The 21126-nt window shown below is 44.8% G+C and carries 14 protein-coding genes; 10 read left to right on the top strand and 4 right to left on the bottom strand.

Going from position 1 to position 21126, the window contains the following annotated elements; translation table 11 throughout:
- Positions 1-491: 491 nt before the first annotated feature.
- On the bottom strand, positions 492-5177 hold the full coding sequence (locus tag LC586_RS10470) for a glutamate synthase-related protein (RefSeq protein ID WP_229484479.1): 4686 nt from the start codon (positions 5175-5177) through the stop codon (positions 492-494).
- A 1020-nt stretch (positions 5178-6197) separates the two neighbouring features.
- Here LC586_RS10470 and LC586_RS10465 point away from each other — a divergent pair.
- The 9 genes from LC586_RS10465 (at position 6198) to LC586_RS10425 (ending at position 16080) form a co-directional block, all read left to right on the top strand.
- Positions 6198-8258, top strand: a complete 2061-nt coding sequence (locus tag LC586_RS10465; protein ID WP_438822885.1) for a phosphodiester glycosidase family protein — start codon at positions 6198-6200, stop codon at positions 8256-8258.
- Positions 8259-8670: 412 nt separating this feature from the next.
- Entirely contained in the window at positions 8671-9090 is a 420-nt protein-coding gene (locus LC586_RS10460; protein ID WP_012410234.1) for a cupin domain-containing protein, read from the top strand.
- 249 nt (positions 9091-9339) lie between these two features.
- On the top strand, positions 9340-9669 hold the full coding sequence (locus LC586_RS10455; protein ID WP_229484554.1) for a HesB/IscA family protein: 330 nt from the start codon (positions 9340-9342) through the stop codon (positions 9667-9669).
- Between the two features lie 147 nt (positions 9670-9816).
- Positions 9817-10200, top strand: coding sequence for a 30S ribosomal protein S12 (gene rpsL, locus LC586_RS10450; protein ID WP_012410236.1), 384 nt, complete (start codon positions 9817-9819; stop codon positions 10198-10200).
- A gap of 550 nt (positions 10201-10750) precedes the next feature.
- Complete coding sequence (gene rpsG, locus LC586_RS10445) at positions 10751-11221, top strand: 30S ribosomal protein S7 (protein WP_069070112.1); 471 nt, start codon at positions 10751-10753, stop codon at positions 11219-11221.
- 138 nt (positions 11222-11359) lie between these two features.
- Entirely contained in the window at positions 11360-13438 is a 2079-nt protein-coding gene (fusA, locus tag LC586_RS10440) for an elongation factor G (protein ID WP_229484477.1), read from the top strand.
- 23 nt (positions 13439-13461) lie between these two features.
- Positions 13462-14691 (top strand): elongation factor Tu, encoded by a 1230-nt coding sequence (tuf, locus tag LC586_RS10435; RefSeq protein ID WP_100899834.1) that lies wholly within the window; start codon positions 13462-13464, stop codon positions 14689-14691.
- A gap of 218 nt (positions 14692-14909) precedes the next feature.
- Complete coding sequence (gene rpsJ / locus LC586_RS10430) at positions 14910-15227, top strand: 30S ribosomal protein S10 (protein ID WP_017320518.1); 318 nt, start codon at positions 14910-14912, stop codon at positions 15225-15227.
- 205 nt (positions 15228-15432) lie between these two features.
- Positions 15433-16080 carry an LON peptidase substrate-binding domain-containing protein gene (locus tag LC586_RS10425; protein WP_229484476.1) on the top strand — a complete coding sequence of 216 codons (648 nt, stop codon included), beginning with the start codon at positions 15433-15435 and terminating at the stop codon, positions 16078-16080.
- A 55-nt stretch (positions 16081-16135) separates the two neighbouring features.
- Here LC586_RS10425 and pheA read toward each other — a convergent pair whose 3' ends face one another.
- Complete coding sequence (gene pheA / locus LC586_RS10420) at positions 16136-17011, bottom strand: prephenate dehydratase (RefSeq protein WP_229484475.1); 876 nt, start codon at positions 17009-17011, stop codon at positions 16136-16138.
- 423 nt (positions 17012-17434) lie between these two features.
- Here pheA and LC586_RS10415 point away from each other — a divergent pair, with 423 nt between their 5' ends.
- The gene (locus LC586_RS10415) at positions 17435-18022 is read left to right on the top strand and encodes a DUF1997 domain-containing protein (RefSeq protein WP_229484474.1); all 588 of its coding nucleotides are present in this window, start codon (positions 17435-17437) and stop codon (positions 18020-18022) included.
- 176 nt (positions 18023-18198) lie between these two features.
- On the opposite strand, the gene LC586_RS10410 is transcribed toward LC586_RS10415, so the two are convergent.
- Both LC586_RS10410 and rne read right to left on the bottom strand, forming a co-directional pair.
- Positions 18199-18855: a ribonuclease HII gene (locus LC586_RS10410; protein ID WP_229484473.1), complete on the bottom strand. Its 657-nt coding sequence runs from the start codon at positions 18853-18855 to the stop codon at positions 18199-18201.
- An 8-nt stretch (positions 18856-18863) separates the two neighbouring features.
- The gene (rne, locus tag LC586_RS10405; protein ID WP_229484472.1) at positions 18864-21011 is read right to left on the bottom strand and encodes a ribonuclease E; all 2148 of its coding nucleotides are present in this window, start codon (positions 21009-21011) and stop codon (positions 18864-18866) included.
- Positions 21012-21126 lie beyond the last annotated feature (115 nt).

Here is a 21126-nt window from a genome sequence, read left to right as displayed (position 1 = left end):
AGTCAATAGTAATTGGCTAAAAACTAAAATTATATTTTTTGCTTAGAATGCCTTATTTCTGACTGAAGTTTAGACTAGTACAACATGGCGGAAAAAAACATACCATTTCAAATGGCGCAAGAGCTTGAAATACAATTATTTTGACTTTTGACTTTTGACTTCCGCTTTGCGGTACTAGTCAGGAGTGCAAAACTAAAGAACAAATCAACTTAGTCTAAAGTCCAGTTATGAATCATTTAGTGAGATTCCCCCTTTTTAAGGGGGAATATTTTGCTCTCTACAGTAGACCTCTTGCATAAATCAAAAATAAGAACCCCACTCCGCCAAAGCTACGCTTTGTCTCCCCTCCCGAACAGCTCTTAGGGGTTGGGGGTGGGGTGTTAGGGACTTTTGCAAAAGGTCTAGTCTTTTGAGGGGTAAATTCAGCCGACTGTTTTAGGTGTCTAAACGGGAGAATGGCTTAAGGCATAGTAGGAGAACAGTTACAGTTACTAATGACTCCTTACTAAACTGAACTCAGTTGTTTTTTCAGGATCAGCTTCGGGACTATCAGCTTCAGAAGGTGGAACCAACTGCCAGAATTTCGGCAAAAATTCTTCCCAGTTTTGCAGAATTTTATTCGCCTTTGGTGAACCAGTGCGTTCCGCATGAGTTTTGATTAACTCTTGCAGTTGTTTTGTACCTGCTTCTGTAATCACCCGCTGGATTTTGACAATTTCCGGGTTGACTAACTCACGAAATGAGTCGTTTTCATCTAAGAAGTACGCCAGTCCACCAGTCATTCCAGCTGCTACGTTACGTCCTACTTTGCCGAGGACGACAATCACACCACCAGTCATGTATTCACAGCAGTGATCCCCAGCGCCTTCAATCACTGCTATGGCTTTGGAGTTTCTTACAGCAAAGCGCTCTCCTGCTAAACCGTTTGCAAATAACATGCCACCAGTAGCACCATAGAGGCACGTATTACCAACTATCACGTTTTGTGATCCGTCATAAGTAGCATCAGTTGGAGGCTTGATGATGATTTCACCACCATGCATCCCTTTACCTACGTAGTCGTTTGCCTCTCCTTTCAGTGTCAGAATTATACCAGGGAGGTTGAACGCACCAAAGCTTTGCCCAACACTGCCTGTGAAATTGAGATTAATTTGTCCTTCAAAGTCGCTGTCACCGTATTTAGAAGCGATCGCTCCGGCTAATCTTGTGCCTACTGTTCTGTCAGTATTAACAATAGGGTAAGTCTTGGTAACAGTGGACTGATCCCTAATGGCAGTCTGAATGTCGGGATCGGCAAGCATCTTGTCATCCAAAACCACGCCGTTGCTATGGACTTCTTCATGCAGCAACCAACTACGATTGTCTCTGGTATCTGGTAGCTTAAGTAAACAGTCCAGGTTGAGCGATCGCGTTTTGGTGAGTTTTGCCTCTGGGCGCAATTTCAACAAATCTGCACGTCCAATGATTTCTGACAAAGAACGGTAGCCAAGTCGTGCTAACAAACTACGCACTTCTTCGGCGATGAAGTAGAAGAAGTTAACAACCTGTTCCGGCATTCCCGTAAACCGCTTGCGGAGTTCTTCTTTTTGGGTAGCAACACCCACAGGGCAGGTATTCATGTGGCAAACTCGCGCCATGATACAGCCTTCAGCAATCATGGCGATGGAGCCGAAACCGAATTCTTCACCGCCCATCAATGCACCTATTACCACATCCCAGCCACTCTTGAGTCCGCCATCCACGCGTAAAATCACGCGATCGCGCAGGCTATTTTCCATCAAGACGCGATGCACTTCACTTAAACCCAGTTCCCACGGTGAACCAGCGTGTTTAATTGAACTTAGTGGCGATGCACCTGTACCACCATCATGTCCAGAAATCTGGATAATATCAGCATTTGCTTTGGCTACACCAGCTGCGATCGTGCCAATGCCGACTTCTGCAACTAATTTCACCGATACCTTGGCTTTGGGATTAATTTGATGCAGGTCAAAAATCAGTTGTGCTAGGTCTTCAATGGAATAGATATCGTGGTGCGGTGGTGGTGAAATCAGCGTCACACCTGGCTTCGAGCGCCTTAACATCGCAATGTATTGGCTCACCTTGGGCCCTGGCAGTTGTCCACCTTCCCCAGGCTTGGCACCTTGGGCAATTTTGATTTCAATTTGTTTGGCGTTGACTAGGTACTCTGGCGTGACCCCAAAGCGTCCCGATGCAACTTGCTTGATGGCACTATAGGCTTTATCACCATTCCGCAATCCTTTTAAATGAGGTAGGGTTGGCGAGTGACCAGACTCGTCTACATCATCTAGAACTGTATAGCGCACTGGATCTTCGCCGCCTTCTCCAGAATTTGATTTACCGCCAATGCGGTTCATGGCGATCGCTAAAGTTTCGTGAGCTTCTCTTGACAAAGCACCTAAAGACATGCCACCGGTGCAGAAGCGCTTGACAATTTCAGTTACCGACTCTACTTCTTCTAGAGAAATTGGGGTGCGATCGCCTTGGAAGTCTAGTAAGTCCCGCAAAGCTGTTACTGGTCTACCTTGGAGGTGCTTTTTATAAACTTCGTAGTGGTCATAGTTTTTGCCATCTAGAGCCTTATGCAGCGCCTTGACCATTTCTGGGCTATTCATGTGGTATTCGCCGCCAGGACGGTACTGCACAAAGCCCAGGTTTTGTAACTTATTGGCCGTCACTTCTGGGAAAGCTTTGCTGTGGAAGGAAAGCACTTCATCAGCGAGTTCGCTAACACTCAAACCACCGATACGGGAAGTCGTACCACGGAATCCCAGTTCGATTAAATCTCCACCGATGCCAATAGCTTCAAAGATTTGGGCTGCTTGATAGCTGGAGAGCAGAGAAATTCCCATCTTGGAGAGAATTTTTAGCAAACCTGACTCTACTGCTTTGCGATAGTTTCCTAAAGCTTGTTCTAGGGTGAGGGTTGGAATTTTTTGCACACCCATTAACTTTTGAGTTTTGGGATCAGACCACCAATCACGCACCGTATCTAAAGCCATATACGGAGAAACTGCACCAGCACCGTAGCCAATGAGACAAGCAAAGTGATGAGTACTCCAGCATTGAGCAGTATTGACAATTAGGGATGTTTTCATTCGCAGCCCTTCCCGAATCAGGTGATGATGTACAGCACCCACTGCTAACAGGGGAGGAATGTATGTATCTTCTGGGCTGATACCGTCATTTGCCTTATCGCTTAAGATTAAAATCTTTGCACCTGCGCGGACTGATTCAGCTGCTTGTGCTTGTAAAGATTGGACTGCGGCCTTTAATCCTTCAGGGCCGCTGGCGATCGCAAATCGGGTTGATAACTCAGCCGTGGCAAATCCTGACAGCTTAATTGCCTCTAACTCACCATCCGTTAACACTGGCGATTCAAGTTTCAATCTCCGAGCATATTCTGGCTTGGGTTCTAATAAGTTACCTCGCTCACCCAGTTCGACTTTCAGAGACATCACTAGCTTTTCCCGTAGGGGATCAATCGCTGGGTTAGTCACCTGAGCAAAGCGCTGTTTAAAATAGTCATACAGCAGGTGGGGTTTTGTTGACAGCACCGCTAAAGGAATATCATCCCCCATGCAGAAAGTCGGCTCTGAACCTGCGATCGCCATTGGATGAATCACCATTTCTACATCTTCTGTGGTGTAGCCAAAAGCAGTTTGCAACTGAAGCAATGTTTGCTTGTCAATAGGCAATTGTCCAGGGTTATTTGTCATTTGTCCTTTGCCATTGCCATTTGCTAATGACGGATGACCAATAACTAATGACTTTAATTCTTGACGGTACTGCTGCAGCCATTCTCCATAAGGGTGCTGCTTGGCGATACGCTGCTTAATCTCCCAATTCTTCAGGACTTCATGGTTTACTAAATCCACGGCAATCATTTGCCCTGGGCCGAGTCTACCTTTCTCGACAATATCGGCTTCTGGAAAGCCCACTACACCAGCTTCGGAAGCTACAACGATGTAGTCATCTTTGGTGATCACGTAGCGAGCTGGTCTTAAGCCATTACGATCTAGTGTTGCACCAACTTTTTTGCCATCACTGAATACTAAAAGTGCTGGCCCGTCCCATGCTTCTTGCAGTCCACTGTAATATTCGTAGAAATCAACAATTTCTGGATAGTTACCTAAAGAGGGCTGATTTTGGTAGGCCTCTGGAACCATAATCATTAAAGCTTCCAAGGGGCTGCGTCCAGAACACACGAGCAATTCCAGCACATTGTCTAGGGTAGCTGAGTCGCTGTTATCAATATGAACTAATGGCTTGAGTTCCTTGATGCGATCATCCCATACAGGATGATTCAGGCTAGCTTCTCGTGCCATCATCCAGTTGATGTTACCTAACAAAGTATTGATTTCGCCGTTATGACCCAAAAGCCGCATCGGTTGGGCTAGGGGCCACTTGGGCATTGTGTTGGTACTAAAGCGGCGGTGATAGACAGCAAAGGCGCTTTTGTAAGCTGGATTTTTTAAATCGTCATAAAAGCTGCCCAATACGGCAGAACGCACCATGCCTTTATAGACAATTGTGCGGCTTGACAACGAGCAGATATAAAATTCTTCTGAGATGTTGGTTGCAACTTTACTAATTCGGCGGCGAGTAATATACAACTGTCGTTCTAATTCATCGCCACTCTTGTCAACAGAACCTAACAAAACTTGTTCAATCTGGGGTTGATTTTCTCTTGCTTGTACCCCAAGTAAATCAGGTTGCACTGGCACAACTCGCCATCCCAGTACAGTGAATTTTTCTTCAGCAGCCACTTGCTCAACTGCCGCCCTAGCTTTTTGTGCTGCTTGTTGGTCTTGTGGTAGAAATATCATCCCAACAGCTATATTATTGATGGATGGTAATTCCTTCCCCCTTTGGGCAAAGTCTTGTTGGAACAACTCCCAAGGGATAGCTGTCAATACTCCTGCACCATCACCAGAGTCTTGATCAGCGCTACATCCTCCCCGATGTTCTAAGCAAGTTAAGGCAGCTAAGGCTTTTTCTACAATTTCGTGGCTGGTATGATTTTGGCGATGAGCAATAAAACCTACACCACAGGCATCTCGTTCCTCTACTAACCACTTTTGCCCCTGATAGGTATCTCTTGAGTTTATGTCCTCTATGATTTTCTGGTCTTGATTCATCGGTTTATTATTCATACCCTGTTCCTGAAGTATTGAGTTACCAATTTTGCCACTACGTTATGGGAAAAAACTTCTAAATTCAGCGATGGAAAAATATACAAACACCGAAATTTAGGGAAAAAAAATTTTAACTTCGGTTTTACTTTTTTAGTTTACCCGTGTTAAAATGCTTACGTATTTTTTATGTATTTATGCGGTGTTAGACAAGTTACCTCCGCCAAGACATCATTTTTGCCCTGACAGTTTCTTTTTTATATTGTGAAGCTAAGTATTTTCTCAATTCCCTTTTTCCAGATGCACGCTAGCTACTCATAGAGCCTATTTCGGCTCACCTGAAACAAAACTAAAACTGAACGCTCTACTCTTTTTTAAAGCCAAAGTCAAAATAATGCGTAATTGATCATGACGATCAAGGACTCCCTCTAAGGGAAGCTATGCCGTTGGCATTGGCGTTGGCGATGCCTCTCGTAGAGAAGGCTTTATGCTACGCTACCTTAATTCGTAGTTGCAATCAGTGGGGGGTTGTACCCTCCATTGTCTTGTTAACCACTAAATCTTTGATTTAGTCTGGGCTGCTGTACCCTTTTAATTACGAATTACGAATTACGAATTAGTAATTATTTAGTTATCCTGACCCAGCAATAAAATCAGCGTATTACAATATATACCCATTTGACAATTCCCAAATATCGTTGTTGTCTAGAGTTTTGCCGCTTACCAGTTGGCACATGTATTACTATTAACTAGATTTTACTGAAGTAACAACAGTAGCAACGTTCAGTCAGGATTAAATATCTTAATCCAGTTTTGATAATCAAAACTACCGTGTATAGTGTGGTTAGAATTAGTGCCAGTTAAAACACTTGATTGCAGTGGCTTTAGCGTCTAAATAAATTGATTGGCTTTTAAAAGAGATGACTAGCCAATATATAGAATAGCATATTTTTTCAAAAATAAACTCATGTTTTTTTTATATTTCCAAATAATTAGTTAGTTTATACCTTGGCTGATAGTTTTCAAAAAACCTAGTAAATTATGGTAAAAATGCCGAATTATTGCCAATCAGGGAATGGCGATCGCAAAGCCAACGCCAAGGGCGAACGCAGATTTTTCCGGGCTACTGTGTCACCAGTACTTTTAATAACACTATGCTTAACTACTACCTATGCTATCAACGCCCAGGAGTCTCCAAAAAACGCCCAATCAATACCAAGGCTTATCTCCCAGTCACCTGCACCTGCTTTAACAGGCGTAGTATCCTCTGGTAATCAAATTTCCCTCAATGGTCGCACTTTACCAGGAACTTGGTTGCAGCGCTCTGGAAAATCTGGTCAGGTGACAACCAGTATCAGTGATGGGGCATTTAGGCAATTAATTGGAGTCAATTTCTTAAACAGTAGTAACTCAGCAAGGCAACCAATACAGTGGTTTTCATCGGTGACAAAGCCATTGGTTTTAACCACCAGACTACTCGGAGCATATCGCTATCTGGATATTAGCAATTTTGCTCAAACATCTGGATGGGAAATCCGAACCAATGGCAACATTTTGGTGATTGCTACCCCAAAAGCACAAATTACAAATATTATTCAGAGCCAGGAACCTCCAGAGGCAAGTGCCCCTTTGCAACAAACTCGGATTCTTATTGATTTAGATCGTCCAACTCCCTGGCAAGTTGCACAAGGGTCAATTATTAAAAAAATTGAAACTCCATCCTCTGATCTAGACACACCAACTGCCAAACCCACTACACCGCCAAATCGAGAGTGGACAATTACCCTGGATGGAATAGCCAATCCGCTTTTGATAGAACGCTATACCCCCCAGCCACCAGCAGCAGCACCAACATTGCTGCCAAACTTGCTCAAACAATTATTACCAGTTACACCAACACAACCAATACCACCAGCCCCAGCCCCTGAACCACTGATTCAACAAGTGGAGGTGGTGAAAAACCAAACCATAATTAGTCTGAGCGTTCCCTTCGGTCTATCGCCTCAAGTTAGTACTGTAGATAACCCCAATCGCCTGATTATCGATATTCGACCCGATCCTCTAGAAGAAAAAGATATTACTTGGGCCCCAGGATTGCGCTGGCGACAGCATTATGTCAACTTAGGCACAGAACGCTTCCCGGTGGTCTGGTTAGAAGTTAATCCCCGTAAATTTGGGCTAACGCTGAAACCTATGTGGGCTAGTCCTGATGGGCTTGCGGGTACTGCTCCCTTAATTCAAACAGCACAACGTTACCTAGCAGTAGCTGGAATTAACGGTGGTTATTTTAACCGCAATAACAGATTGCCATTGGGTGCAATTCGTCGGGATGGTCAGTGGTTATCAGGCCCCATTCTCAACCGAGGTGCGATCGCTTGGAATGATTCTGGCCAATTTTACTTCGGTCGTCTCACCTTAGAAGAAACTTTAATCACGGCAAATGACCAGCGTCTACCAATTCTGTTCCTCAATAGCGGCTACGTCCAGAGTGGTATTGCTCGTTACACCCCAGCTTGGGGATCAACTTATACGCCCTTGACGGATAACGAAATTATTCTAGTGGTACAGAAAGACCAAATTACTCAACAGTTACCAGGCGGCAAAGTTGGTGAGACGGCCTTTCCCATTCCCCAGGATGGCTACCTACTAACCTTACGCGCCAACGCTGCTAGTGCTGCCTCACAGCTACCTATTGGAACCGCAGTAAGTATTTCTAGCGCCACTGCTCCGGCTGATTTTAGCCGTTATCCCCACATTATCGGAGCTGGGCCACTATTAGTCCAAAATCGTCAAATTGTCCTTGATGCCAAAAGCGAAAAATTCAGCAATGCCTTTATTGCCGAAAAGGCTATTCGTAGCGGTATTTGCACAACAGCAACAGGCACATTGATGATTACTGCTGTCCATAATCGTCCAGGCGGCTATGGGCCTAATTTGGCAGAACATGCCCAACTGATGCAACAGATGGGCTGTGTGGATGCCTTAAATTTGGATGGTGGTAGTTCTACCAGCCTTTACTTAGGAGGACAACTACTCGACCGTTCACCTAGTACCGCTGCTCGTGTTCATAATGGAATTGGTATTTTCCTGAAACCACGATAATGAGTGAGTAGGAAGTAGGGAGTAGGGAATGGGGAATAGGGAATGGGGAATAGGAAAAAAAGGCGTTGCATAAATGCGGGATGAATTGGCGTTTGAAACCATTGAAAACTCGTTCCAAATTGAGCGAAATCATCCCATGATTCAGCAACGCCGAAAAAAACTCAATTACCAACGAACGCCCTACTCCCCACTCCTTTTTTTAAAGTTTAGAGCAACCTGTAATTTTGCTTGATGAAGACTTGGTGTAGATGCAAGAGTTTTAGTAGTAATGATTTACACCGTCACGTTTGATTTTGCTATGTTTATCAAGGTGCGACAAAATTGCTGATTTCCAACGTTGCAAGATAGCGCCAGATTTTTTATCAATAGTTAAGAGTACCAACGGTTTGTTATGTCTTCAAATGAGGTAACTATGGCTCGATATCAAGAAACTACACAGACTGACACTCTACACCTACCTTCAACTATCACTTCCAGAGGCGTTGCTGCAACTGAGTTACGTCCTTGGGGTGCTTTTACAGTTTTGGAAGAAGGGCGCGGATACAAAATCAAGCGCATTGAAGTTAAGCCCGGACACCGCCTCAGTCTACAAATGCACCACCACCGCAGTGAACATTGGATTGTCGTATCTGGTACAGCTAGGGTAACTTGTGGCGAGAAAGAAGTACTACTGAGCAATAATGAGTCAACCTATGTACCCCAATGTACATCTCATCGTTTAGAGAATCCTGGCGTGATCCCCTTGGTGTTGATTGAAGTGCAAAATGGCGAATACTTGGGAGAAGATGATATTATTCGCTACCAAGATGACTATGCCCGTACCAAGGATTAAAACCAAAATAACGCTATTAAAGCTCTAATCCCAAAACTCAATACGTTTTTGTGCAAACCGTCTTTGGGAACCACTGCACCCCAGAAGTCCCTACCTAGTTAAGGTGGGGGCTGAAGCATATTAGTGTTATAAATGTAGTAATAGCGATCGCGCTCCTGCCTTTGGGAATTTGGAATTTTCAAGAAGCGAGAGTCAACCCATCTGTCTGTAAAATGAAGATGGGGTATTCAATTGCAAAAAACGAGTTCCATGATTCATCTGAGTCAAGCAGCCGCGAGTGAGATTGGGCGAATAAAGTCCAAACAGCAGCCAAATGTCTTGTTTCGATTGGCAGTAAAACCAGGTGGTTGTTCCGGGTTCTTTTATGAGATGTCCTTCGATGAAGCAATAAAAATTGGCGACCAGGTTTTCAACTTGGATGAGATTCAAGTAATCATAGATGCCGCCAGCTTAAATTACCTCAACGGTTTGAGGGTGGATTATTCAGAAGACTTAATGGGTGGTGGTTTTCGCTTCCACAACCCCCAGGCGATCGCAACCTGTGGCTGTGGTAATTCATTCTCCACAACTAGTCAATAGTCCTTAATTAGCGATCATTTGCCAATAACAAAGCAAAAATGACCAAGTAATTAAGGAAAAATTACAATTGACATAAACCCCTAAAAAACGATATAATTAGGATTTGTTAAAACTTAGACATATAAGCAGCTTTACGCGCTGTAACTCATGCCAACAATACAGCAGCTAATACGTAACGAGCGCGAACAAGCGCGTCAGAAAACCAAGTCCCCGGCTCTGAAACAATGCCCCCAACGTCGGGGAGTTTGTACCAGAGTATACACGACCACACCAAAAAAGCCTAACTCAGCTCTACGTAAAGTAGCAAGAGTCAGACTTACCTCTGGATTTGAAGTCACAGCTTATATTCCAGGTATTGGTCACAACTTACAAGAACACTCAGTTGTGATGATTCGTGGCGGTCGGGTTAAGGATCTACCAGGCGTGAGATACCACATTATCCGTGGCACCCTAGATACAGCCGGAGTCAAAGACCGCAAACAAGGCCGTTCCAAGTATGGAACCAAGCGTCCGAAAGAAGCGAAAAAATAGGATTAGGCGATTAATCGCATCCAACACGATTAATCGTCTACCTTAGAAGCGCTCAAGGACAAAAAAAGATCGGGGTTTGTGTTCTAAGAGTAGTTATGAAAGCTGCTCAAGTCTGTTAAAAAAATCAAGCAAGCTACATCTACACTAAGCGAGCAAGTGTAGAAGTTCAGAGGAGAACGCTGTAACCCACAGCAGAATTCTAATCTGGACATTAAGGTTTAGAATGTTGTCGCCTTGAGTATTTAGTTGCAGCTAGCAAGTCAATGAATTTTAGATTTTAGACTTCGACCAAGCTCAGTCGAGCGATTTGCGATTTTGGATTGGTCGAACCCACAAGGGGATGAGGCTTACAGACTTTTGATTTTTTCCAATCCTTGTGGTCGGAACATCTACCAAAAACTCTAATCCAAAATTGGCAGTCAATAAGTCAGCATTGCTGTAACAGTCGAAAACAAAATTGAGAAAGTCTGAGGGTTGAGTTCCACAACTTTTAGTTTCCGGTGTCTGATAGCATATAATTTCGTTGCCAATTCCGAATTAAAGGTGAAGTATGTCTCGTCGTGGTGTTATTCAAAGGCGCCCAGTTCCGTCTGACTCCGTATATAACAGTCGCCTTGTGAGCATGATTATCAGGCGGATCATGCGTCATGGCAAGAAATCACTTGCCGCACGAATTGTTTATGATGCATTAAAAACTATTGAAGAACGCACTGGTGCTGGTGCCTTGGAAACCTTTGAAAGAGCAGTGCGAAATGCCACGCCTTTAGTAGAAGTAAAGGCTCGGCGAGTTGGTGGAGCAACCTACCAAGTACCAATGGAAGTGCGTACAGAACGCGGTACAACCCTAGCACTGCGTTGGTTAGTGCAATATTCCCGCTCCAGACCAGGCCGGACAATGGCAAGCAAACTGGCAAATGAATTAATGGATGCAGCCAACGAAACTGGCAATGCGATTCGGAAACGTGAAGAAACGCACCGGATGGCGGAAGCTAACAAAGCATTCGCCCACTATCGTTACTAAGTAGAAAAACGATATATCGCCCTCCAGAAGCGGTATATCGTAGATTTACAAAAAGAAGACGGTTTTCCGTAAAAGTATAGAATCTTAACAAAGAGTAATATACAAGATATCATGAGGCAAAAACTATAGGAGGTAGCTGTGGCACGCACGATCCCGCTAGAGAAAGTACGCAACATTGGTATTGCGGCGCATATAGATGCGGGCAAAACAACAACAACAGAGAGAATATTATTTTACTCTGGGATAATTCATAAAATTGGCGAAGTTCATGAAGGAACTGCCGTCACAGACTGGATGGAGCAGGAGCGGGAACGGGGAATTACCATTACTGCTGCTGCTATCAGTACCAGTTGGAAAGATCATCAAATTAACATTATCGATACTCCGGGTCACGTAGACTTCACAATTGAAGTTGAGCGTTCCATGCGCGTGTTGGATGGTGTAATCGCAGTATTTTGTTCTGTGGGCGGCGTGCAACCGCAGTCTGAGACAGTGTGGCGGCAAGCAGAACGCTACAAAGTTCCTCGGATAGCTTTTATCAACAAGATGGATCGCACCGGAGCGAACTTTTATAAAGTTCACGAGCAAATCCGCGATCGCCTGCGGGCAAATGCGATCGCCATTCAACTACCAATTGGTAGCGAAAACGACTTCCAAGGAATCGTTGACCTAGTACGGCAACGTGCGTATATTTACGCCAATGACCAAGGAACCGATATCCAGGAAACCGATATCCCGGAAGAATTGCAAGCGCAGGTAGACGAATTCCGCACCAAGCTCATAGAAGCCGCAGCAGAAACCGATGATGCTCTGATGACTAAGTACTTCGAGGGCGAAGAACTTACAGAGCAGGAAATTCGGACTGCCCTGCGTAAAGGCACAATTGCGGGGACGATTGTACCAGTACTTTGCGGTTCAGCATTCAAAAACAAAGGCGTGCAGTTGATGCTGGATGCCGTTGTAGATTACCTGCCAGCGCCAAGTGAAGTACCGCCAATTCAAGGCTTACTGCCCAATGGCGATACTGTTGAGCGGCAAGCTGATGACAACGAACCCCTAGCGGCTCTGGCATTCAAGATTATGGCTGACCCTTACGGTCGCCTGACATTTGTTCGCGTTTATTCTGGTGTCCTGAAAAAGGGCAGCTACGTTCTCAACGCTAGTAAGAATAAAAAAGAACGGATTTCCCGCTTAGTTCTAATGAAGGCAGACGATCGGCAAGATGTCGATGAACTGCGAGCGGGTGATTTAGGAGCAGCTCTGGGATTGAAAGACACCTTGACAGGTGACACGCTCTGTGATGATGGATCGCCAGTAATTCTGGAATCCCTATTCATTCCTGAGCCTGTGATCTCGGTGGCGGTTGAACCCAAAACCAAGAACGATATGGACAAGCTGTCCAAGGCTCTGCAATCTCTCTCAGAAGAAGACCCCACCTTCCGTGTCCGCGTCGATCCGGAAACAAACCAGACCGTGATCGCGGGAATGGGAGAGCTACACCTAGAAATTCTAGTAGACCGGATGTTACGAGAATTCAAGGTGGAAGCGAATGTAGGTGCGCCACAAGTAGCTTACCGAGAAACAATTCGGAAAGCTGTGAACAAAGTTGAGGGCAAATTCATCCGCCAAAGTGGTGGTAAAGGTCAATACGGTCACGTTGTGATCAATTTGGAGCCTGGAGAACCCGGTAGTGGCTTTGAATTCGTTTCCAAAATTGCTGGCGGTACAGTACCTAAAGAGTACGTTGGCCCCGCAGAACAAGGGATGAAAGAAAGCTGCGAATCTGGTGTTCTAGCTGGATATCCGTTGATTGACGTTAAAGCGACGCTAATTGATGGGTCATACCACGATGTAGACTCTTCAGAAATGGCTTTCAAAATCGCTGGCTCAATGGCGATGAAAGAGGCTGTGCTGAAAGCTTCACCTGTCATCTTAGAGCCTATGATGAAAGTTGAAGTTGAAGTTCCTGAAGACTATATGGGGAACGTCATTGGCGACCTCAACACCCGCCGAGGGCAGATTGAAAGCCAAAGCACCGAAAAGGGACTCGCTAAGGTAACATCCAAAGTTCCACTGGCGAGCATGTTTGGCTACGCCACTGATATCCGGTCAAAAACGCAAGGTCGGGGTACCTTCACGATGGAGTTCAGCCACTACGAAGAGGTGCCTCGCAGCGTAGCTGAAACTATCATTGCAAAAAGCAAAGGGAACGCTTAGTTAAAATAAGGAAATGAGCATTCATGGCACGCGCAAAGTTTGAAAGGAATAAACCCCACATTAATATCGGTACAGTTGGCCACGTTGACCACGGTAAAACTACCTTGACAGCAGCCATCACGATGACCTTGGCAGCTATGGGTCAGGCTGTAGCTAAGGGCTACGACCAAATTGATAATGCCCCAGAAGAAAAGGCACGGGGTATTACTATCAATACCGCTCACGTAGAGTATGAGACTGCAAGTCGGCACTATGCTCACGTAGACTGTCCAGGACACGCTGACTATGTGAAGAACATGATCACCGGTGCTGCCCAGATGGACGGAGGTATCCTGGTAGTTGCTGCTACCGATGGGCCTATGCCCCAAACCCGCGAACACATCCTGTTGGCAAAACAGGTAGGCGTTCCCAGTCTGGTTGTCTTCTTGAACAAAGAAGATTTGATGGATGACCCAGAACTCTTGGAACTAGTAGAACTAGAACTGAGAGAACTGTTAAGCAGCTACGATTTCCCTGGCGATGATATCCCCATTATCAAAGGCTCTGGTCTGCAAGCTCTAGAAGCAATGACCAAGAATCCTAAGACCCAACGCGGTGAAAATCCGTGGGTAGACAAAATCTATGAACTGATGGATGCTGTAGATTCTTACATCCCCACTCCTGAGCGGGATGTTGATAAACCCTTCCTGATGGCTGTAGAAGACGTGTTCTCAATTACAGGTCGTGGTACTGTCGCCACCGGTCGGATTGAGCGGGGTGTAGTCAAAGTTGGCGATAACGTTGAACTAGTGGGTATCAGAGATACTCGCGCCACTACCGTAACTGGTATTGAGATGTTCAAGAAGAGTCTCGACCAAGGTATGGCTGGGGATAACGCTGGCGTACTACTCCGGGGTATCCAGAAGGCTGATATTGAACGGGGTATGGTCATCGCCAAACCTGGTTCGATTAAACCTCACAATGAATTTGAAGGTGAGGTTTATGTCTTAACAGAAAAAGAAGGTGGTCGTAAGACTCCATTTTTCGCTGGCTACCGTCCCCAGTTCTACGTGCGGACAACTGATGTAACTGGTACCATCAAAGCCTACACTTCTGATGAAGGCAAAGAAGTAGAAATGGTAATGCCAGGCGATCGCATCAAGATGACAGTAGAATTGATCAACGCGATCGCTATTGAACAAGGAATGCGCTTCGCTATCCGCGAAGGTGGCCGCACCATCGGTGCTGGTGTCGTCTCCAAAATTATCAAGTAGCACCTTTTCGCTCATAACAAAGGAGCAGAGATGGTATAGTGCCTCTCTGCTCCTTTCTCTTCCTTTTTAATTAAAGGGAGTAGGGAGTTGCGAGTAGGAAGAAGCCAAGCAATTTTGTCTCCCTTAACCCCCACTCCCCACTTTTGTACAGACGCGATTAATCGCGTCTCTCCTTCATTCCCCATTCCCCTAATTACGCAGAACCTGGAAAATTAAAGATGGCAACTCTACAGCAGCAGAAAATTAGAATTCGCTTACAAGCTTTTGACCGACGCTTATTAGACACATCTTGCGAGAAGATTGTAGACACAGCTAACCGCACCAATGCTACAGCTGTAGGCCCAATTCCTTTACCAACAAAACGCCGGATCTATTGTGTGCTGCGATCGCCTCACGTAGATAAAGATTCACGGGAACACTTTGAAACCCGTACTCATCGCCGGATTATTGATATTTACCAGCCCTCTTCTAAGACTATTGATGCCCTGATGAAATTGGATCTACCATCGGGTGTAGATATCGAAGTCAAACTTTAATTTAGTCATTAGTCATTGGTCATTAGTCATTAGCAAAGGACAAATGACAAAGGACAAAGGAAATTAGTATAAATTTTTACATAGCCCTGAAGAAATATGTCTCAGGGCTTTTATTTAGCTAGGAAACAAATGATAGAATGTAGATAAAATACGGGAAAAGCAGAGAAAAAGAAATTTTAAAGATTAAGTTTATACCAAGATAACAATGACATCATCTTCTAAAATTGCAGTTCGTGAACTACCTCTGTTCCCGTTACCCGAAGTAGTGCTGTTTCCTACCAGACCATTGTCTCTGCACATCTTTGAATTTCGCTACCGAATCATGATGAACACGATTTTGGAGAGCGATCGCAGGTTCGGTGTTTTGATGGTCGATCCTGTTAAAGGTACAATTGCAAACACTGGTTGCTGTGCGGAAATCGTTCATCACCAACGGCTGCCAGATGATCGCATTGAGATGTTGACTTTAGGGCAGCAAAGATTTCGGGTATTAGAGTATGTTCGTGAAAAGCCATACCGCGTTGGCTTAGTTGAGTGGATTGAAGACCAACCACCGGCTAAAGATTTGCGACCTTTGTCTTCTGAAGTAGAACAACTACTGCGAGATGTTGTGCGTCTATCAGCTAAATTAACCGAACAAAATATCGAACTGCCAGAAGATTTGCCTGACCTACCAACAGAGTTATCTTATTGGGTAGCCAGTAACCTTTATGGTGTCGCCGCAGAGCAGCAGTTATTGCTAGAAATGCAAGATACTGCAACTCGTCTAGAGCGGGAAGCGGAAATTTTAACCTCTACTCGGAATCACTTGGCAGCTCGCGCTGTTCTCAAAGATACATTTAATGAAAAGTGAGGAGTACAGACGCGATTAATCGCGTCTGTACTCCTCACTTTTGACTCCTAACTTCTCAAGTAACAGCGCTGATTGGCAAAACATTGTAAGCGCCAAGAATTTTTAAAATTTCTGTGTGGATAGTTAATTCTGCTAAAGCAGATTGCATTTGTGCTTCTTTGGCATCCGCTTCTAAATCCATGAAAAACAAGTATTCGCCTAGCGATCGCTTCGTCGGACGAGATTCAATCCGGCTGAGGTTAATTCCTAGTTGAGCAAATATTTGCAAGGGTTTGAGTAATGCTCCGGGTGTGTTAGCAGGCATACTGAAAGCCAGTGATGTGTGACTGGTAGGCACTTTTGATGTTTGGTATCCAGCGTTCGCTTCACCCTGACTTACTACCCAAAAACGAGTAAAGTTTTCTGGATAGTCGTTGATACCACTAGCAAGTATGGGCAGGTTGTAGAGTTGAGCTGCTCTACTAGATGCGATCGCTGCCGTTGTTGTCTCTTGCTCTAATCGCTGTAATGCTTCGGTTGTAGAATTGCTGGGAATAATCTGTACAGTCGGCAGAAACCGCTCTAACCATCCCTGACATTGTGCCAAAGCTTGTGGGTGAGAGTAAACAGTTTTAATTTTATCTAAGCTAGACGCGCAAGAAATTAACGTATGGACAATGGGTAATACCAAAGCCAACTGAATTCGCAAACTGTCTAACTGCCATAGTGTATCCAGTGTTGTAGTGACACTCCCTTCAATAGAATTTTCCACTGGCACAACAGCCAAGTGGGCTTTACCATCAGCAACGGCGTGCAGTGACTGGGAAATGGTGGGATAGGGAGATAAGGTAGCTTCAAATCCCGTACTTTTAGTTAGCCAGTTGACATAAAAAACAGCTGCTTGTTCTGCATAAGTGCCGGGAGGCCCTAAATGTGCGATCAATAAAGTCATACCTTTAGCCTTGAGTTGCGAGTTTAATACGTAAACAGAGATTATGATATTTTGGTTTTGGCAAATGTATCCAACATCTACTCTTACAAAACACTCTTATCTCTCAAATTTAGGGACTAAACAAATAGACCGAAATATGTATCCAGGAAAAGTTTTGTTGCTAAATTCCTCTGAAAATTTAAGGACAATTATATTCGTTTCTCACCTAATTACAATGCATATTATAGATTTTATGTCAAGAATGAAATTTTAATTTATATTTATTGAACTAAAGATAGTAATAAGCGTACCAACTTTCTGCTAATGATGTATAGCTGATAAGCAACAATCATTTTTATGGTTAATAAATTTTCAACTTTTCAATAATCAGATTTAATTTATTAAAAAATATTAAAATTAAGAAACAGATATTTTTATCCGCTCATGGCTACCCGGTTTACTGCCTCCCAATCGGTTGAAATCGCTGTTCCAGAGCAGCCTATTCCCATTCAGCACTACTTGCGCCAGCCTCAACGTCTAGTTAAGGCTTTGGCTGACAACAGTAGAATTGAGCAGCTTTCTGAGGAAGTATTTCGCTTGAAAATGCGTCCGTTAACTTTTATGTCATTGAGTATTCAACCTACTGTAGACATGAGAGTTTGGGCAGAATCAAATGGAATAATTAATTTGCGATCGCTAGGCTGTGAAATCCTGGGCTTCGAGTATATTAACCAGCGCTTTGCTCTTAATTTAAAAGGGCATCTATCTCCCAAAGAGTTAAGCACTGGCACTCGCCTGCAAGGAAAAGCTGATTTAGAAGTGCTGGTGGATTTGCCACCGCCATTTTCCTTCACTCCTAAGCCGATTTTAGAAGCTACTGGCAATGCTTTGCTCAAAAGCGTGCTGTTATCGGTCAAGCAACGGTTATTAAATCAACTTCTGGCGGATTATCGCTACTGGGTGATATCACAAACCAAAGATAGAGGACTTAACGGTGACAGTACTGAATTGCCAATCCTGAATGCTGAGTAATTATTTAACTAATTCGTAATTCGTAGTTCGTAATTCGTAATTTGCAGCTAGAATTCCCCTTTCCTGCGGATACGGAATCTACGTCTATAGTTGGCTAAGTTTTCATCGGGTGTCTAAATCCGCTTATGTAACTGTTTCTAATTACGAATTACGTTAGCGTAGCGGGGCGTAGCCCATTACGAATTACGAATTATTTTGATTTGGCAAGGACGAAAAGACTGACGATGTAGGGGCGAGGGCCCGTATTGTTGCAAAGCCAGCAAATGCCGCTGGCTACCATAACCCTTGTTACACTCCAGGCTGTACATAGGGTATTTTAATGCTAGACGCAGTACCAGTTCGTCACGCCAAACCTTGGCAACAATACTAGCAGAGGCAATAGCGAGCGATCGCTCGTCCCCCTTAATTAGGGTTTGTTGCGGCAATAGCAAGTCTTTGATTGACTGATTACCATCAACCAGGCAGAGTGCAGGCTGTACCTTTAACTTCAGCACAGCCCGCTTCATTGCTAACAGCGTCGCTTGCAAAATATTTATCTTGTCAATTTCGGCAGTAGAAGCAAACCCAATTTTCCAGTCTATAGCCAGCCCACAAATCTGCTGTGCTAGCTGAGTTCTACGAGAACTAGATAACTTTTTACTATCTTTGATTTTAGCTGCCATCAGTATTGGCAAAGCATGATCTGGTAGGATCACTGCTGCCGCTACCACAGGGCCAAATAGAGCGCCTCGCCCGACTTCATCCACACCTGCAACCAACCCTGGAATCCCTGACAAGGTAGAAAACTCCAGCCAATTGGATTGTTCCAAGGGCGTTGGCGACGTTTCTACCATAAAGTAAACTAATTATCCTCAATCGCTGAGGAACGACGACGGCGGCGACGGCTGGCAGTGGCGGCGCTGTTCGCATCACTTTCATCTTCGTTGGCGGAAGCTTTCGCAGACAAGCTACCCGTTAGGCTAGCAGTCAACTCAGATGGTTCAGTTGTCTCTTCTATCAAAGGTTTTGGTTCTGGCTCAATAACTTTTGGTATTGGTATCTTGCTTGGGATTATTTCAGGTGTTGCTTTTTGGACAATAGTTGATTCTGAGGTTGATTCAGTTGGAGTCGTTGGCTGTTGACCAGGCTGAATCACGTTAATAATCACAGACTTGGGATTTTTAACCTCTTGCTCTAACTTTACCAAGGGAGATATTCCCATCAAGGCAAAGATATCCTGTTCCTGGAGGCTCATTTCTACAGTTCTAATCTCCGGTGGTTCTACCACTGGTTTGACTGGCTCTGCCTTGATAATTTTAGTCCGATCTACAGTCCGGTCTACAGTGCGATCTACTACAGTGCGCTCTACTCTTTCACTCCAACCTGGTTTACCAAGGGTGGGTGAGGGGATCTCTGGTGCAACTCCTAGTTCTGATTCAACATCAAGGTCTAAGTCTGGCTCGTTGACAAAAGCCAGTGGATTGGCTACAACCCGAGCTTCATCTTTCCCGTTTAACCCATTGATGGCAATTCGACTGCGGCGAGTGCGGGTACGACGCTTATTATCATTAAGGTCTTGATAACTAGGATGATTGATCAGATTTAGGTTACTCGATTCTAGGTCGCCGTCAAATGCTTCCCCAAATCCATCATAGGTTTCTCGTGGTTCTGGGATGCGGGCAGATGGCTGACGTGGTTCTCGGTGAGGTAGGGATACAAAACGCTCACGCTCACGCTCTGGGGTTTCTGCTGGTATTGGTAATCGGTTTTCGATTTCTCCAGGCAGACGCACAATATGTCCTAAACCGCCACAGGTGGGACAAGTTTCACCAAACAATTCGTAAATGTTTTGACCTTGGCGTTTGCGGGTCAGTTCTACTAAACCCAGTTCGGTAAGTTGGGCAATCTGCGGACGAGCTTTGTCTGCTTTGAGTGCTTTGTTAAAGTGTTCGAGAACTTGCAGTTGATCGCGTCGTGATTCCATATCAATAAAATCAACAACGATCACCCCGGCGATATTCCGCAGACGCAACTGGCGAGCAATTTCTGTTGCAGCTTCGCAGTTTGTCCACAAAACTGTTTCTCTAGCTGTTGCCGATCGCGTGAAGGAACCTGAGTTAACATCAATTACGGTTAATGCCTCTGTCGGCTCAATGATGATGTAGCCTCCAGAAGGTAAATCTACTCTCGGTTTTAGGGCTTCTCGAATGGCGGCAGTGATGCGGAAGTACTCTAAAATGGGGGAGCGATCGCGGTGATGATCAATTAACAATCCCTGCGGTGTTTGACCTCCGCTCCAGTTCTGCAAGTACTGCTTCACGCGTTTCAAACCAGTACTCGAATCCACGACAATCCGATTTACATCCGCGCCGTACATATCCCGCAATACGCGCTGAATGAAGTCATCGTCCCGATTGAGTAGTGCTGGGGCACGGGTGGAATGTGCTTCCTGCTGAATGGCTTCCCATTGCTTTTGCAGCAATTCCAAATCTTCCATAATCGCTTCTTCGGGTTTGCCTTCTGCTTCTGTACGCACAAGCAAACCCATTCCCGCCGGTTTGACCAAAATTGCTAGTGCCCGCAAGCGGTTGCGCTCACTTTCACTTTTAATCCGTCGGGATAAATTTACACCTCTACCATAAGGCATCAGTACTACGTAGCGTCCGGGTAAAGTAATATTACCCGTAAGCCGGGGGCCTTTTGTCCCCGTTGGCTCTTTCATTACTTGCACCAAAACTTTCTGCTGTGGTGCTAGTAGTTCTGTAATTGCTGCTGCGGTACGCTTTAGCTTCAGTGGCCCTAAGTCGGTGACGTGAATAAAACCGTTGCGCTCCGGGTCGCCAATATTGACAAAAGCCGCATCTATCCCAGGCAATACGTTTTCTACTACTCCTAAGTAGATATCACCTATTTGGTGATGACCCGTAGCAACAACTAGTTCCTGTATTTGATCTTCAGAAAAGACAGCAGCAATTTGGTGCTGCTCCGCGATGATAATTTGTTTTGGCATTCAATTTCCTCAAAATTGGCAGCACCAATAGGTCTGGAGGTTTGTTATACCTTTGTTGCCCCTGCAACCCTCAAAAGGTGCTACTGATAATAAAAATCGCAAACCTGAGCTTCTA

It is taken from the genome of Nostoc favosum CHAB5714 (assembly GCF_020829495.1).
Taxonomy (GTDB): Bacteria; Cyanobacteriota; Cyanobacteriia; order Cyanobacteriales; family Nostocaceae; genus Nostoc; species Nostoc favosum.
The sequence above is the reverse complement of the archived record's forward strand: the minus strand, read 5'-3'. Positions and strand labels throughout refer to the sequence as shown.